13 protein-coding genes are annotated in these 16630 nt (G+C 43.4%); 10 read left to right on the forward strand and 3 right to left on the reverse strand.

Going from position 1 to position 16630, the window contains the following annotated elements:
- Positions 1-232: 232 nt before the first annotated feature.
- Genes NL645_RS18010 through NL645_RS18020 form a run of 3 tightly spaced genes read left to right on the forward strand, consistent with a single transcriptional unit; the run spans position 233 to position 3452 of the window.
- The gene (locus NL645_RS18010; protein WP_253652143.1) at positions 233-1651 is read left to right on the forward strand and encodes a DASS family sodium-coupled anion symporter; all 1419 of its coding nucleotides are present in this window, start codon (positions 233-235) and stop codon (positions 1649-1651) included.
- Positions 1652-1654: 3 nt separating this feature from the next.
- Positions 1655-2992 carry a sensor histidine kinase gene (locus NL645_RS18015; RefSeq protein ID WP_005394159.1) on the forward strand — a complete coding sequence of 446 codons (1338 nt, stop codon included), beginning with the start codon at positions 1655-1657 and terminating at the stop codon, positions 2990-2992.
- Positions 2979-3452, forward strand: coding sequence for a response regulator (locus NL645_RS18020; protein ID WP_047008729.1), 474 nt, complete (start codon positions 2979-2981; stop codon positions 3450-3452). The genes NL645_RS18015 and NL645_RS18020 overlap by 14 nt, the downstream gene beginning before the upstream one ends.
- A 128-nt stretch (positions 3453-3580) precedes the next feature.
- Here the strand turns inward: NL645_RS18020 and NL645_RS18025 are convergent, their stop codons facing one another.
- Positions 3581-5284 (reverse strand): bifunctional diguanylate cyclase/phosphodiesterase, encoded by a 1704-nt coding sequence (locus tag NL645_RS18025; protein ID WP_104974149.1) that lies wholly within the window; start codon positions 5282-5284, stop codon positions 3581-3583.
- A gap of 486 nt (positions 5285-5770) precedes the next feature.
- Here NL645_RS18025 and NL645_RS18030 point away from each other — a divergent pair, with 486 nt between their 5' ends.
- The 4 genes from NL645_RS18030 (at position 5771) to NL645_RS18045 (ending at position 10468) form a co-directional block, all read left to right on the forward strand.
- Positions 5771-6988: an HD-GYP domain-containing protein gene (locus NL645_RS18030; protein ID WP_253652144.1), complete on the forward strand. Its 1218-nt coding sequence runs from the start codon at positions 5771-5773 to the stop codon at positions 6986-6988.
- Between the two features lie 192 nt (positions 6989-7180).
- The gene (locus tag NL645_RS18035) at positions 7181-7804 is read left to right on the forward strand and encodes a LysE family translocator (protein ID WP_253652145.1); all 624 of its coding nucleotides are present in this window, start codon (positions 7181-7183) and stop codon (positions 7802-7804) included.
- Between the two features lie 214 nt (positions 7805-8018).
- Complete coding sequence (locus tag NL645_RS18040; protein WP_253652146.1) at positions 8019-9563, forward strand: YjjI family glycine radical enzyme; 1545 nt, start codon at positions 8019-8021, stop codon at positions 9561-9563.
- A gap of 23 nt (positions 9564-9586) precedes the next feature.
- A complete protein-coding gene (locus NL645_RS18045) occupies positions 9587-10468 on the forward strand; it encodes a YjjW family glycine radical enzyme activase (protein WP_253652147.1) in 882 nt (293 codons plus the stop codon).
- Positions 10469-10492: 24 nt separating this feature from the next.
- Here the strand turns inward: NL645_RS18045 and NL645_RS18050 are convergent, their stop codons facing one another.
- On the reverse strand, positions 10493-11431 hold the full coding sequence (locus NL645_RS18050; protein WP_253652148.1) for a LysR family transcriptional regulator: 939 nt from the start codon (positions 11429-11431) through the stop codon (positions 10493-10495).
- Positions 11432-11846: 415 nt separating this feature from the next.
- Between NL645_RS18050 and NL645_RS18055 the strand changes: the two genes are divergently transcribed.
- Together NL645_RS18055 and NL645_RS18060 are read left to right on the forward strand one after the other, a co-directional pair.
- Entirely contained in the window at positions 11847-12617 is a 771-nt protein-coding gene (locus tag NL645_RS18055; protein WP_226421644.1) for a TerC family protein, read from the forward strand.
- 160 nt (positions 12618-12777) lie between these two features.
- Entirely contained in the window at positions 12778-13380 is a 603-nt protein-coding gene (locus NL645_RS18060; RefSeq protein WP_253652149.1) for a 2OG-Fe(II) oxygenase, read from the forward strand.
- 61 nt (positions 13381-13441) lie between these two features.
- Here NL645_RS18060 and NL645_RS18065 read toward each other — a convergent pair whose 3' ends face one another.
- Positions 13442-14707 (reverse strand): HD domain-containing phosphohydrolase, encoded by a 1266-nt coding sequence (locus NL645_RS18065; protein WP_253652150.1) that lies wholly within the window; start codon positions 14705-14707, stop codon positions 13442-13444.
- A gap of 626 nt (positions 14708-15333) precedes the next feature.
- Between NL645_RS18065 and NL645_RS18070 the strand changes: the two genes are divergently transcribed.
- Entirely contained in the window at positions 15334-16527 is a 1194-nt protein-coding gene (locus NL645_RS18070) for an iron-containing alcohol dehydrogenase (protein WP_253652151.1), read from the forward strand.
- The last annotated feature ends 103 nt before the right edge of the window (positions 16528-16630 follow it).

A 16630-nucleotide genomic window follows, 5' to 3' on the forward strand; every position in this document is an offset into this window, starting at 1 on the left:
TGAGCTGGAACACAGATATAAAATGTTTTCCAATGTGAAAACAAGTTCATTGATCTCGCACCAAAGTTTTGTTTGAAAACAGTGTGCATAATCTTCTCTGGAACAAGCCATTACTGCATTTTTCGTCTCTGAAGGCTTAGTCAGAGCCTAAAAGCTTCGGTATTGCGGTGGGTAATGGCGTTCCAAACGCCAAACGTATCTGGCTAACCATCTCAGGAAGAGAAGTAGTACTATGCGCCCTTATCTCAAATACATTATTCCAACATTGATACCATTGCTTATTTGGTTAATGCCCCTCTCTGCATTCCCATTTGATGGCATTACTATCGTCCAGCAGAGAGTGATCGCAATCTTCTTGCTTGCTGCACTCTGTTGGGTGTTTGAACCCATTCCAATCTACGCCACTTCGGTCGTTATCATTGTGCTCGAACTATTGCTTGTTTCGAATAAAAGCATCGTACTTTTTCGCTTGCAAGAAGGGCAGCCACATTTTGGTGAGCTGTTGCAATATAACGAGATAATGGCGACTTTCGCTAGCCCGATTATTATGCTGTTCCTCGGTGGGTTCTTCTTAGCTATGGCGGCGACAAAGTACAGGCTGGATGTCAACTTAGCGTGCGTGTTGCTAAAACCATTTGGGCAAAACCCAAAGTTCGTTATGTTGGGTTTGATGTTGATCACCGCGGTCTTTTCCATGTTCATGTCAAACACCGCAACAACAGCGATGATGTTGTCGATTCTAACCCCTGTGATTGCGGTATTTGGGCCTAAAGATCCCGGTCGAATTGCGTTTGCCTTGTGTATTCCTGTTGCCGCCAACATTGGTGGTATTGGTACACCAATCGGCACGCCCCCGAATGCTATCGCGCTGAAATATTTGGTTGGTGACAACTTAATTACCTTTGGTGAATGGATGGTATTTGGCGTGCCATTCGTCATTGTAATGATGGCACTAGCGTGGTTTCTGATTGGCTTTTTGTATAAAGCCGAGCAAACCACCATTGATCTGAATATTAAGAGCAAGTTTTTGAAAACACCAAAAGCGATGATTGTCTATGTCACCTTCGCAGGTACGATTATTCTCTGGTTGATGGGGTCAGCACATGGGATGAACTCTTACACAGTGGCATTAATTCCGGTCGCGGTATTCTCATTGACGGGCATTATCAACAAGGAAGATTTGAAGAAAATTTCTTGGGACGTGCTTTGGTTGGTGTCAGGTGGTATCGCTCTGGGTCTTGCTCTGGATAAAACAGGGCTTGCGAAGCTGGTGGTACACAGTATTCCGTTTGATCAGTTCTCGCCATATGTGGTCTTGTTTGGTGCGGCGTTCTTGTGCTTGTTAATGGCAAACTTTATGTCGCATACGGCCACTGCAAACTTACTTATGCCGATTATGGCTGCGCTAGGTACCTCGATGACTTCGTTAACGCCATTGGGTGGAGAAGTGACGCTGATCTTAGTCGTGACATTTGCCGCGTCACTCGGTATGTCGTTACCAATCAGTACGCCACCAAACGCGTTAGCTCATGCTACTGGGCATGTCGAAAGCAGCCAAATGGCTCGTATCGGTGCAGTACTGGGCGTGATTGGTGTATTACTTAGTTTTGTTATGGTTTGGATTTTACATACCGTTGGGCATATTGGGTAACCCATGTACGAAACGAAACTAGATGCGTTAGTACAACGCTATTTTAACCATCTTGAACGCCGATTAACGGTTTTATCCGGATCGGTGCTGATCGAGCAAGCTGGCTACAACGATCGGTTGTACTACGTGCTTTCAGGAGAGTTGGCTGGCTATTATGCGGAAGACGACAAGAAGCCAATTCAGGTATTTTCTGCGTCTCAAGGTGCGTTTATTGGCGTACATAGTTTCTTTTCTGGTACATGGACGGCCTCTTCGACAGTTATTGCTCAAACCGACGTTGAACTGGCTTGGATACAGCGTGATACGCCCGCGGTGGAAGAGGCGACATACGGACCATTGACGACACAATTTATGCCTGTGATGGTGAACGAATTATCTCGGCGTCAACGGCGTGCAATGCAAGAGGCCTTAGCTAAAGAAAAAGCGTTGCAAAAGCTTCATACCGCAGAGCAAATGACAACGTTAGGACAGCTTGCCGCGGGTATTGCTCATGAGTTGAACAATGCTATTGGTGTGGTAAGCAGTAAATCTGAGCGACTCGAGTCGGTCATCATGGAATTGCTTGAAGAAGTTCATCCGGAAGCGAGTCAGTTTTTTGATTTTGGTTTGATGCAAGGACAGAAAGTCTCTTCCAGCGAAGCGAGAAAGCGGGGGCGTCACTTCGAAAAATATTACGGCTTACCTAAGGATCTCGCGCGTGATCTCGCTCGTGCCGTTCCAAATAATTTCCTGTCGGAGCATTGGTTAAAAAGACCCGAAGAAGCGATACGTTTCTGGCAAATGGGGCGAGACCTTCATGATTTGCGTATTGCCTCTAAACATACTGTTGGCATTGTACGTTCAGTGAAACAATTGGGGCGTACGGATATCGACTTGGATGAAGCTTTTAATATTAATGACTCAATCAATCGAGCGCTGGCCCTATTGCAAAGTGACTTAAGACGCGTGAGCGTACGTTTTAGCCCAGCGGAGTTGCCGGACTTTGTTGGCTCTCAAACCGAACTCGTCCAAGTTTGGGTCAATATTTTAAAGAATGCGTGTGATGCACTTGGTCAAACCGAAGATCCGGGGATCGAAATACATACTCGAGAGAGTAAGGGGAAAATTTTGGTCACGATTGCTAACAACGGACCAGAAATCGATGAAGCGACACGCAGAAAAATTTTCCGGCCAAACTTCACCACTAAAAAGGGTGGGTTGTCGTTTGGTTTAGGATTAGGGCTGTCGATTGTGAAACGCATTATCGCCGGATATAACGGCTCTATTGTGGTAAAGAGCGACAGTGAAAAAACAATTTTTAGAATCAAGTTACCAGTAGAGGGTGAACATGGAGAAGCTTAATGTAATTTGCGTTGATGACCAACGAGAGGTATTAAGCGCGGTTCTACAAGATTTAGAGCCGTTACATCAGTGGTTGAATATCGAAGACTGCGAATCCGCAGGTGAAGTTCTAGAACTGATGGATGAGCTTGATGCAGAAGGCGAGATGATCGCATTAATAATTTCTGATCATGTCATGCCAGGTAAAACAGGAGTGGAACTACTGACAGAGGTATCACAAGACAGTCGTTTTGTTCGCACACGTAAAGTGCTTCTGACGGGGCAGGCGACGCACACGGATACCATTAATGCGATTAACTCCGCAGGTATTGACCGCTACTTTGAGAAGCCATGGCAAGCGAGCCAATTGATTGAGTGCGTTAGAAACTTGGTGACTCAATATATCTTTGATATGGGCTTAGATTACACTCAATATCACGAACACTTAGATCAGAGTGTTGTTTTTGAGCGCCTACGTTAATCAAGGCTCTCTAGGGTTGTTTTCGTCACGGCCAGTTAGTGTCTGAAATTTACTGTGAGTAGTTCAGCATGCTTAACGTGGCCGTGCGGAATAGCGTTAATTCTGGGATTATTTCGCCGAAGAACGGTTTAGCTCAATGAATAGCGACTGGCACTGGCAACAGAGAGTGGTTTAGAGAACCAATAACCTTGCAAATAATCGACGCCCATCTCGGAAAAGAAGTCACACATTTTTGCGTCTTCGATGCCTTCTATCACCACTTCAATATTATTTTCCTGACACATAGTGATAAGAAACTTCAAATACTCTTGAGAAGAGCGATTGGTCAGTGTCTTCCATGCCATCGACTTATCAATTTTGATTTGTGTCATCGGCAAGTCGAAGAAGCTATTTAATGAACTGTAACCAGAGCCAAAGTCATCGAGCGAGAGTGCAAAACCTAACTCCCTGAGCGTGCTTAGGGGGGCAATAGCCGTCTGGTTATTATCCAAAATAAACGTTTCTGTCAGTTCCAAAACAATAGACTCGGGGTCAACGCCTGCTTCATCCGCCATGGCTTTAATTCGCGTAGGGAATTCGCTGTTCATCAACTGAAGTACAGAAACGTTCACGTTAACACGAACTTGGTTTTGGTAACGTTCACGGTAGTTTTTGATGAATTCACACGCTTTGGCAAATACTTGATATCCCAGTTCGACGATCAATCCTTTGTTCTCTGCTACAGGGATAAACTCGTCGGGATAAATTTCGCCAAACTCTTTGCTACGCCAGCGCACTAGTGATTCGAAGCTCACCACTTTTGAGCTTTTGGCGTCAATAATTGGCTGGAACTTAACACTTAATGTCTGTTTTTCTAGCGCACTTTTAAGACCTTGCTCAATAAAGAAGTAGCGATCAACGGCATGCTGCGTCTTCTCACTGTAGACCGCGACGCGGTCTCTATTTTGTTCGCTCGCGTACTGACAAGTTCTTGCCGCTTTACGTAAAATTTCCTCTGCGGAGTGACTAGGGTCAATACAAGGATACAAACCAATGCTAATGTTGCTACCTAGGTATTGGCCTTCTTCAATCACCGCTTCATGGTAGGTTTGTTTTAAACTTTCAGCGTAACTCTGTAGCGCTTCTATTGAGCACTCATCGTGAATCAAAATCGCAAAGTCATCATCATGCACGCGATACACCGAGCTGTTTGGAGAGGGCAAGTGACTGAGAGTTTGTAGCAACTTCTCTACTAACCCATCGACCAGTTCACTGCCATATTGATTCAAGTAAGATTTGATGTCTTCGATCTGAATATAACAAATAGACGCGCAAGAATCGGTGGTACGTACACTGTCCTCGATATCCAGCAAGAGATGGGCGCGGTTAGCCATGCCTGACGCGTTGTCATGAAATGCAACTTGATGGATGTAACTTTCCATCAGCTTACGCTCAGAAATATCGCGATGGCTGCCAACCATGTAATGGCCATGTTCTGTTTCTTTGGTCATGGCTACGCCTTCTATCCAGACGTATTGTCCATTGGGTTTACGAACTCGGTAAGTGGTTGTAACCCTCTTATTGTTGGTCGTGATGTGCGCATCGACCCTTGTGGACAGCCTTTCTCGATCAAGAGGATGAACAAGCTCTAACCATTGCTCTAAACTGATTCGGCCAGCGTTAATACCGAGCTGTTCATAGAAGCCTTTGTTGTAAAATACCATGGTACCAAACTCATCCATGTAGAAGAGGCCTTCGTTAAATACGTCGAAGATATGAATGAATCGTTCTTCAACGATTTTCAGGAACTCTCGGTCACTATCTGAGGCTTGTTGGTCAAATATGGTGGTCAAGATATTTCCTCCTCGAGCGTGTTAGCATCAGAGATGAGTGTGTGGGGGTGATAACATAGAGTTGATCTGTTGGCGTACATTACAATCACAAAAGTATCAGTTCAAATTGTTTGGCTATCATTTTATGCGCTACTAGGTTAATAACATACTAAGATTAGGCGGCTAATCATCGACATTTATAAAAAATAGTCAACAGTAAAAATCATTTATAAAATACAGTTATTGATGCTGTCCGCAATCTATAAATATTTATGAATAATTATCCTCAAGTTATTTTAAGACGTGTCGGTTAGAGGTTCTGCTCTTGAGTGTCATATCTGTATATTTGCTAGGCTAAAGACCATAATAACAAAAAGGGCTTAGTGATCGCGATGGGTTATTAATTGACAGGATGCTCATTAATAGTAATCAATTCTAATTTATTATCACGCCAATTAATCAAATCTCTTATAATACTGTCGTTAATATCGAGTAAGCTTTCTTTTTATGCAGTACGATCCAAAAAATTCAATCAAAATTGCGCTCGCTGATGTCGGCGTTGGTATGTTTGTTACCGCGATAGAGCACAACAAGCGTGTAAATTTAGCCAATGCAGGGCGGATATCTAGCCCAGAGGGCATTAAGAAGCTTACCGCGAGTGGCGTGAAGTATGTTTGGGTAGATCAAACATTATCTTCTCAGAAGTGTGTCTTTAAGCCTGTGGATGAATCCATTGTTGCCGTAGAAGAGGAGCGAGAGCCCAAGTCCTCTGACTTTTCGAAGGTGCAACGCGCTTATCGCTCGAGAGATGTTCAACATAAACGAGCCAAAAAGCTAATTGCGGAAGCAAAAGATCTGGCGCAGAAACTATTGAATCAAACTTTTGAAGGCAAAATTATTGAAGTTGATGAGGTAGAAGCTTGGGCCGATGATGTCATTGAAAGCGTTTTTATCGACTCAGATGCGTTGCAATGTGTTTCTGCACTCCGAAAAAAAGACTCCTACTTGTTGGAACACTCTGTCAATGTGGCTTGTCTTTTAGTGTCATTTGGTAAGTACTTGGGGTTAGATAAGCAGACATTAAAGCAGCTCGCTATTGGTGGCATCATTCATGATGTAGGTAAAATCAAAGTTGATGACAAGATTTTGCATAAACCAGCAAAGCTAACACCTGAAGAGTTTGAACACATGAAGCTACATCAAGTGTTCGCTGGTGAAATTATCCTCCATGTAAAGGGCCTTAGTGATGTGAGTCGCGATGTCTGTTTGATGCATCATGAGAAGTTAGATGGCAAGGGCTACCCTAGAGGCTTGAAAGGCGATGAGATTCCGATTCACGGCCGCATGAGTTGTATTGTTGATATTTACGATGCATTGACGGCCGATCGTTGCTACAAAAAAGGCATGAGCTCAGCAGAAGCGTTTAAAATCTTGTTGAGTTTAACGCCATTTCATTTAGATGCAGACCTAGTCTACAAGTTCATTAATTGCGTTGGGATGTACCCAGTGGGCTCTATTGTTGAGTTGAGTGATGGGCGTGTTGGTATTGTTTGGTCCTCAAATGACTCTCAAGCTTTAAAGCCAGAAGTGAAGTGTTTTTACTCACGCAAATATCAGCGTTATATCGATGTGGCGATGGTCGATTTGAAAAATAGCCTACACAAAATAGAAAGAGCAGTCGCTCCGTCATCGTTAGAAATCGATCCCAAGCCTTTTTATGATTAAGAAAAATAAACATGCTTTACAACCTTGCATGCAGAGCGTATTTTGATTGCATAACTATCTATTAATGGTTTCTAAATTATGTAGGGATTAGGTGGTTATTAAAGAATCGAGTTTCATGGATGGAAACTGAGCTAGGAATATCTCAATAAAGATTGAGATATAACCCTCTACTTTTTGCGGGAAGGGATGCCAATGCAAATTGATACATGGATTTTTTACACTCTAGCCGTTTTGGTGCTTACTGCATCGCCTGGGCCAAGCTCGTTGCTGTGTTTAAGTAAAGGTGTGAGTAGTGGGTTTCGTATTGCCCTCATGACTGCGCTAGGCAGTTTATCAGCGATCACTATTATACTAACGCTTTCTTTTACCGGGCTAGGGGTTGTGATTGCCTCATCTGAGCTGGTCTTCAATATCATCAAATGGTGTGGTGCCGCTTATTTAATCTGGTTAGGCACTCAAGCGCTGCGCTCTTCTCAAACGGATTTTGACAAAACGGCAGCCGTCCAAAGCTCCTCGAATGCGCTCAGCGCGTTCACCAGTGGTTTTATTGTTGGCGCTAGTAACCCGAAAGCGATTGTCTTTTTTACCGCTTTGTTTCCTCAGTTCATTGATCCCTCTGCGACTTTGCTGGCTCAATACGCGATTTTTGCATCTACATTTGTGGTGTTTGAGCTAAGTTGGCTAACATTTTATGCATTATTAGGTGTAAAAGCTTCAGACTGGCTGTTTGTCGCTGGAAGAGCCAAGTTGTTCAATCGCCTGACTGGCGGAGTATTTATTAGCGCGGGCGTCATGTTGTCGACGGCAAACCGATGAGAAAGCGCGTGTTCGGTGCATGGTTGGATTATTTCAATAGCGTAAGTTGCAATAACCTAATTTAGCGTTAGCTTATTTCCATTATGGAAATAGACGTTTTGTTTATTTTCATTAGTGGCAACAGGTAAGCCGGAGTAAAATCACGTTACTCTTTAGGGGTAGAATCCATGTTTTATCTTGTGGGTTTGTGGTTACTTTTTCAGGGACATCTCAGATGAAAAGCCTTTCTGAACTACAACAACGTTTTCTAGACATTGCGACTGATGTTCGTCTTTCTCCAAAACAAAAGTCGAACTTTTTGGCCTTGGAGGCGGAAGCATGTATTCCTTACATGTCGATTTCCCCATCGCTAAGACAAGCAATGGATGAAGGAATCATCTGTGATATGTTTGAAGGCCATGCACCTTTCAAACCACGCTATGTGCTGCCTGATTACGCTAAGTTCCTATCGCAAGGCTCTGAGTATCTAGAGTTGCTTCCAGCTGACGATTTCGATGATGCGCTGAATATGCTCACCATCATTTACCATCATGTTCCATCGGTAACGAATATTCCGGTGTATTTAGGTCAGTTGGATGATGTCTTACTGCCTTACATAGGCGACCTGACAGAGAATCAAATTTACAAAAAGTTAAAACATTTTTGGATCATGTTGGATCGCACATTGCCAGATGCGTTTATGCACGTGAATGTCGGACCGACAGACAATATTATTTGTCGCACTATTTTAAAAGTGGACGCCGAGCTCAAGCAGATTGCGCCAAATCTTACTTTCATGTACGACGAGTCGGTCACGCCTGATGATTTACTTCGTCAAGCGACGCAGAATATTTGCGAGTGTAGCAAGCCTCATATTGCCAATTACCCTGTGCACTCGAAAGCCTACAGCGGTTCACGTTTTGGTATTGTAAGTTGCTACAATTCGCTGCCACTGGCTGGTGGTTCAAACACGCTGGTGCGCATGAACCTAAAAGAAGTCGCAGAACGAGCATCGGATTGTAACGACTTCTTAAACAGTATTTTACCTCTATATCATCAATTAATGGTTGAGTTGATGGACGCTAGAAGTACGCACTTGCATGAAAAGTCCAATTTCTTTCAAGGGTTTTTGACGCAAGAAGGGTTGATTGAAGAGTCCCGTTTCGCACCAATGTATGGCATTTATGGTATGGCAGAAGCGGTTAATCTTCTGTTCGAAAAAGAAGGCCAAACGGGGCAGTACGGACAAGATGAGCGTGCGAATGCCTTTGCTCATGATGTTTCAGCCACACTGGCGAAACTAGTGGAGTCAACCCCAGTGAAATATGGTTTGGATGGCAAAGCGCTCTTACATGCTCAAGGTGGTATTAGCTTAGATCTTGGCGTTACGCCAGGTGTGCGTCTTCCTTATGGCACGGAGCCAGACCCTGTCACTTATGTACAAGCAACAGCTGAGCATCACCAGTATTATCGTGCAGGTATCAGCGATATTTTGACGATTGATGAAACGGTGAAATCAAACCCAGAAGCGATGTTCAATTTGTGCAAAGGGGCGTTAAATGCTGGTTATCGTGAGTTTACCGCGAATGTGGCCTCAAATGATTTGATTCGCGTTACGGGATACATGGTTAAACTTTCTGATATCGCAAAATATGATGCAGAAGGTTCGAGAACCAATACGACGTTTCTGGGAGCAGAGGCGGCAAAAAATACTGGGATTTTAGATCGCTCACCACGTGTGGTGAGTCATGAAATGACACCGACCTACACGCAGGCGTAAAGGTCGGTTTAGGAAAGAACAAGATGTCTAGACGAAGTGGAAGCCTTTTGGCAAAAGTCACTCGTATCCTTCCTTTCTCTTGTGTTGATGGGCCAGGAAATCGTCTAGTCATCTTTCTACAGGGTTGTAACTATCAGTGTTTGAACTGTCATAACCCTCATACAATAAACCATTGTAATCACTGTGGTGATTGTGTGAGTGAATGTCCGGCAGACGCACTGAAGTTCGACGAAAACAACAACGTTGTTTGGCTTAAAGAGGAGTGCACCCACTGCGATCATTGTATAGAGATATGTCAGAACCAATCTAATCCAAAAATTACTGACTACTCTGTGGTAACAATGCTCGATTTGATACGCAAGCATCGCTTTTTCATCAGTGGTGTTACAGTATCCTGTGGGGAATCTACCTTACAACTTCCTTTCATTATTGAGCTGTTTAAAGGGATCAAGCAAGATCCTGAGTTACAGCACCTTTCTTGTTTCATCGACAGCAATGGCTCTTTATCAGTGACAGATTGGCAGCGTGTGCTTCCTTTTCTGGACGGTGCGATGATCGATTTGAAATCGTGGCAGACAGAGACGCACCAGTGGCTAACTGGGCGTGATAATCATCGTGTATTCAAAACGCTTCAGTACCTCGCAAAGCATGAAAAATTGTATGAAGTTCGGTTACTGCATATTCCAGGGAAAAGTGATTTAGATATAGAAATCGTAGCGATTGGGCGCTATTTGAGTACTTTACCTGAATCGGTGCTTATCCGTTTAAATGCATTTCAACATCACGGAGTCATGGGGGAGGCGCTAACTTGGAATGCGTGCTCTCGCCATGATATCGAACGCTTAAAATCAGAACTTTTACGTTACGTGAGTAACCCCATCGCAGTGCCGACTGTACTCACGTAATGCAGTTTTGATTCGTTATCTTACTCACGCATCGCACGCGTCTAGCATGGCACAGGCATCGAGCAATTGTTTTTGTAGCCATTTTAAAGCCGGATCGTTCAAGCTCGCTTTGTTCCAAACGAGGCTGTAGGCTACCTGTCCATAATCGAATGGAAGGGATTGTTCAACCAAGCCTTTTGCTTGCATGGCCGCCCTTGCCCAAAGTTTGGAACAGGTGAACAAGTAATCTGAGTGCTGACACATCACCGCAGCTGAACCAAAATCCGCTACACGCATAGCCATATTTCGCTTCGAGTGCCTTTGTGTGAGGTTCTGCTCGAAATAAGGTTGTGAGAGATCTTTATCATGAATCCCAATGTGTCTTGCACAGAGGTAGCTTTCAATAGACAAAGGCTGTTTAGAGAGTGGATTTGATGGTCCCATTAAACAAACCATTTCGTCTTTCAGAATGGTTTGCCATACCAAGTCTTTGTTTTGCGTGGGCGGCTGACTAAGATCGTGTGGAAGCAGCAAAAAGTCCACTTGGCCTCTTACCAACGCATCAAAACTCATTTCCTCTTTTGCATGCACATTCAAATGTGCGTGATTACCGAGTTGCTGAGATAAATGCTGTAGAACTGGGGCAAAAAGCTCAAACGAACTTTCGCGCATAGCTAATGAGAAACTGCCCTGATAGTAAGCTGGATTAAATGAGCCCTGATGTAATAATCCATTCATGCTAGAGAGTATGCCATGGATTGAGGGGCCAATGTGCAGCGCAAATGCTGTTGGTACCAAGCGAGTACCATCGCGATAGAAAAGGTCATCTTTCAGCGTTTCACGTAATTGCCCAAGTGTTTTACTGACGCTCGAAGGTGTTACACACAGGCGCTCTGCGGCAAGCGTAACACTGTGAGTGGTTAACAACATATGCAATACAGTGAGATGTTTTAGGCTAATGCGTGAAAGAGCAATGTAGTCCATAAATAGCATGGTTTCTTATGATTTTTGGCAGTATATCAGGATGAAACAAATTTTTACTATTGTTTATCTCGTAAATGAGCATCTTTCGCTTTGAGCTCAATGTATTTAACGTGTTGCGTAAAAATAATTTGAGCTTTGTAAGATTAAAGAACTCTCTTGGATTTGTTAGGTCTTTGGCGTTTTCCTTTCTTCAATTTTAGAATTTCTATTTTATTTATCTTTCTAGTGCGAGGGCTGAATAGTTTGTGTACGAATGAAAAGCCGTCATTACCTATTAAAAATAGCCATTGTGTTGTTGATTGTTTGGTGATTTACTCAAGATCCTTAAGTAACAGAGGTATAAATAATTAATGGACGACCCCTTTAGTCGACAGAACCCTTCACCGTATGTCTTCCCATCACTGGAGGCGTACTCATGTTAGAACTTTTCATGCAACCAGAGGCTTGGGCGATTTTTGCCACTTTGTTTGCGCTTGAAGTTGTCTTAGGCGTTGATAACGTCGTTTTTATCTCCGTCCTATGTGAAAGATTGCCACAGCACCAACGTAAACTGGCAAGAAACCTTGGCATCGGCCTTGCCGTTATTGCTCGTATTGCATTGGTTTTTTCTATCTCTTGGATTATGCAGTTGACTCAACCACTGTTTTCCTTCGTAAACCAAGCGTTTACCGGAAGAGACGTGATCATGATCGCGGGTGGTGCATTCTTATTGGCAAAAAGCCTGAAAGAGTTGTGGAGCTGGCTAAATCACAATGAATCTGGCCACTCGACTCATGCTCGTACTGGATTAGCGGTAGTGCTGCTGCAGATTGTTGCTGTGGATGCGGTATTCTCAATGGACTCGGTGATTACCGCCGTCGGTTTGACAAGTGATGTCCCGCTTATGGTCGCGGCGATTGTCTCGTCTGCAATCGTGATGGTAATGACTGCTGAAAAAATCAATAATCTGGTGACGCGCTATCCCGGCTTTAAAACGTTGGCATTGCTGTTCCTCGTTTTATTGGGTGGCTTATTGATGGCAGAAGGCTTCGCAATTCATATCAATAAAGGTTATGTGTACTTTGCGATGGCATTTGGTTTGATTCTGGAACTTTGTCATATCCAGCTAAAAAACAAACAGCGTCCTAGCATTAAGCGTCTTCGTCCGTTGCGAATTCGAGCAACGAGATTAGAAGCTCGTCAATAATAAACGACATTGCCGCTCACATGAGCGGCATTTTTGTATCTTGTATCATCTATTTTAATTCTCGTTTTGCTTAGTTGTCGTCTCGATAAAAAATCGCATTTGTTGTTGTGTCGCAGATTTTTTATATAGAGCGCCCAACTAACACGAGTGAACGAAAATAATGAATAAAATGATCGATGCGTTAGCAACCAATGGCTACTACATCTGGGATGACTTTCTTTCTGAACAAGAGGTGGCTCAACTGCGAGATTGCATTCCAAGCAATTGGAAAAAAGCACGTATTGGTCGTAACGATGATGTTACTCGTATTGAATCTATTCGTAGTGACAAGATTCAATGGTTATCGCCAAATATGGGGCATGCTGTTACTTCTTACTTGGATAAAATGGAAGAGATCCGCCAAGAAGTGAACCGTCACTTGTTTCTTGGACTTTTTGAGTACGAAGCTCATTTTGCCAAGTACGAGAAAGGGGACTTCTACCAAAAACATTTAGATTGCTTCAAAGGTAACGAAAACCGTCGATTGACGACCGTTTTTTATATGAACAAATCCTGGACGGAAGAAGACGCGGGTGAATTAGTAGTATACGATTTGAATGACAATAAAATTGCAACCATTCCCCCACGCTCAGGGCGTTTGTTCGTATTCTTATCAGAGCAGTTCCCACATGAGGTGTTACCAACCAATGCCGAGCGTTTTAGTATCGCTGGTTGGTTCAGAATCAATGGTGTGCGAGATAATTTACTTGATATTGCTAGGTAGCTATTTGTCTGCCTAGTCTTATCATCCTAAAAAAGGGGGCGTGTGTTCGCCCCTGTTTTGATTAAACGTCGGTTGAGAGTTCGTAACACTCTGTCATGTTTAGTTCTAATACCTCATAAACGTTAGAGCAAAGCTCCTCTTTGGCTATTTGCTCACCCATAATATCGGCGATCTGTGTTTGAGTCATTCGTTCTCGATAGGGGCGATCTTGAGACAGGGCTTGGAAGACATCCGCGACAGCAATGATACGCGATGGTACATCGAGCTCGTCGCCTGTTTTGTGATAGGGATAGCCCGAGCCGTCTAAACGCTCATGATGATTGGAAGCCCACTCCGCTATTTTCGCGTTAGGGAAGACCTTATGCAATGCGAGCTGAGTATCAATGGTATGGCGTTTAATGCGTGTGTACTCTTGTTTGTTTAGAGAGCCTTCTTTGTGAAGGATTTCATCTGGTGTTTTTAACTTTCCAATATCATGCACCAGCCCTGCAATATATAACATTTCTTGGTCGTGCTCGTTTAGCCCAAGCTTAATTGCTAGATAACGAGATAATTCCGCTACTTTTTGTGAATGTTGATAAGTGAACGGGCTCTTTGCATCGACAATTTGAGCGATAAACATTCCCAAACTGTTCATATCTTGGATGGTTAATTGCTTTTGAAGCCAATCAATGCTTTTAAAATTTAGGCCTATGGTTTCAATATTTTCCGACTCCATCGCGAACCAAAACGCGTCGGTCATGACGAGTTTAACCATTGCTTCGGCCATACTTGGATTAAACAAGGTTCCAACGTTTGCCATGATGCACTCAGCAATCAATTCTTCATGAAGCGTGACAATGTCACAGTGGCAGTTCATGACGTATTTTGAGCGCATAAAATCAAGGCGGTCCGATAAGTAGAGCAGGGCGGCCACCTCTTTTTCAAAAGGCGGTAAATCGAGCTCTTTTAGTTCGCTCCAATGTGTATGGTGGTAAAGAACGGGTGTCGCAAATTGGCGCAACAAACGACACTGCTTGAGGCTTCGGTACCCTCTTAAGCAGTGTGTTTTCACGTCTTGTGGCACGAGCTCTTCAAGTAACATTTTATGTTCTTGTGTTTCGGAGACTCCACAGTCGTGGATCATACCTGCGAAGTAACAAAACTCCGCTTTTTCTGGCTCCCAACCCATGACGCGAGCACATTGGTAAGCGATATAAGCGACACGATGGCTGTGGTGAGTATCGTCAACACCGACATAATCGAGTGCTCGAGCAACCCAGATAAGTGCTTGTTTTAGATCGACTTCAAAGCCCGTGTCCGTATGGGAATGGCAAGAATGATTCATGGTTTATACCGACATTGCTAATTAGCCCACGCGAAACCCAAATCAGAAGGTGATAGGAAAATTGGGTACGACAGCGAATAGACCCCCAAAAAGGTGGGCGTTTAGACGTAGTTTTAATTATGGGGCGGATAATAATCCTAGTTGCATAACAATATCACCTGAAGCTCATGATTAAGAGTCAGTTATTTGAACTAAGTATTAGTTTTGAAAGATTATTGTTGCTTTTATTGACTTATTTGAAAACGACAATAAATCATGATGTAACGCATTCTTATTTGTATTTTTATAAGTGATGTTCGGATTAGATTACTGATATACCGTACCGTTATGTGATTAAGTAGAATCCATATTTTTGAGTTTGTATGAATGATAAGGCACCTTCAATAACCACTTTATGATCGGCAAAGCCGAAGAGCGGTGAGTTATTAAGGTAACGCTAATGGAAAATCATAAAAAATAATTTTCTCTACAGCTCATGTGGTGTGGGGAGATCAAGATAACGGTATTGCTCCCTCAGCAGCATTTATGTGTTGATGAAATGACCTAATTAAAAAATGTGTGATTGCAAAGTAAGCATCGGTGATAAAAGTAGCTAGAATGATAGCTCTAAATGAAAAGGATTTCGTATGTTGAAGCATCGCTTATATCGGACTTACACCGCAGGGCTAAAAATAGCAGCTCTTATCCTTCCTATGCCGAGACCAACCTTGTTTTCCGGCCCTGGTTCGATGAATGAGCTATTAGAATCGATGACCGAACTGGGATTTAAACGCGTCTTATTAGTTACCGACGAAGGGTTAGTCCAAGTCGGTATTGTCGATAAGGTGCTCAAGGCGGCAGCACAACTCGATTTACAGTTAGATGTTTTCTCGAAAGTGCAGCCCGATCCTACCTATGATCAGGTAGAAAGCGGTCTAGAGGCTTACCATCGTTTTCATTGTGAGGGCATAATAGCTTTGGGTGGTGGCTCGGCAATGGACTGCGCAAAGGTCATTGCTACGAAAGTTACCAATAAACGGCCAATAAAAAAGTTAGCTGGACTATTGAAAGTATGGCGAATGCCAGCGCCTCTGTTTGCTATTCCAACGACCGCAGGAACAGGAAGTGAGGTCACCATCGCCGCGGTCGTATCAGATCCCTCCTCACACATTAAAACCCCTTTGATGGATCCAAAGTTGGTGCCACTAATGGCAGCTTTAGATGCGAACTTAATGATTGGTTTACCTCCTAAGATCACGGCTGATACTGGCGTTGATGCATTAACTCACGCTATTGAGGCGTATGTGTCGAGAAATGCTACTCAAGAAACTAGGGCTTACTCTGTTGCCGCCATTAAGTTAATTTTTAAGCATCTTCCTCGGGTCGTAGCACAAGGGGATGATGTTGAAGCTCGACATAAAATGGCCATGGCATCCTATTACGCAGGTTTAGCATTTACGAAAGCGAGTTTGGGTTATGTTCATGCGTTTGCTCATACATTCGGTGCGAAATATGGAATACCTCATGGCATGGCAAACGGATTAGCCTTGTTACCTGTGCTGCGCTTTTCATTATCAGAGATAGAGCCTCAACTAAGAAAACTCGATGCGTTGACGGCCGAAGGGCAGTCAGGTGAGGCGAGTGCTCAACACTTTTTGACGCACGTGGAGTCTTTGTTTGCAAGCATTGATATTAAGCAGACAAGTGCACTCATTCAGCGCGAAGATGCTGATGCGCTTGTAGATTTAATTCTGAAAGAGGCGCACTGGAATTATCCTGTCCCTAAGTTCATGAGCAGGGAAGAATGTACTCAGCTATTGTTGGATATTAGTGGTGTGTAAATTTTTATTTACACTTGTGGTTTTTTATCCTTACACTTTGCTTGATATTCTGCTGAAGATCCTACAATATCGACAGCATTACAAATATGGTATTGGTTTCGGT

Origin of the sequence: Vibrio sp. Y51_MX_L26 (assembly GCF_024181935.1) — a bacterium.
In the GTDB taxonomy this organism is placed as follows: domain Bacteria; phylum Pseudomonadota; class Gammaproteobacteria; order Enterobacterales; family Vibrionaceae; genus Vibrio; species Vibrio diabolicus.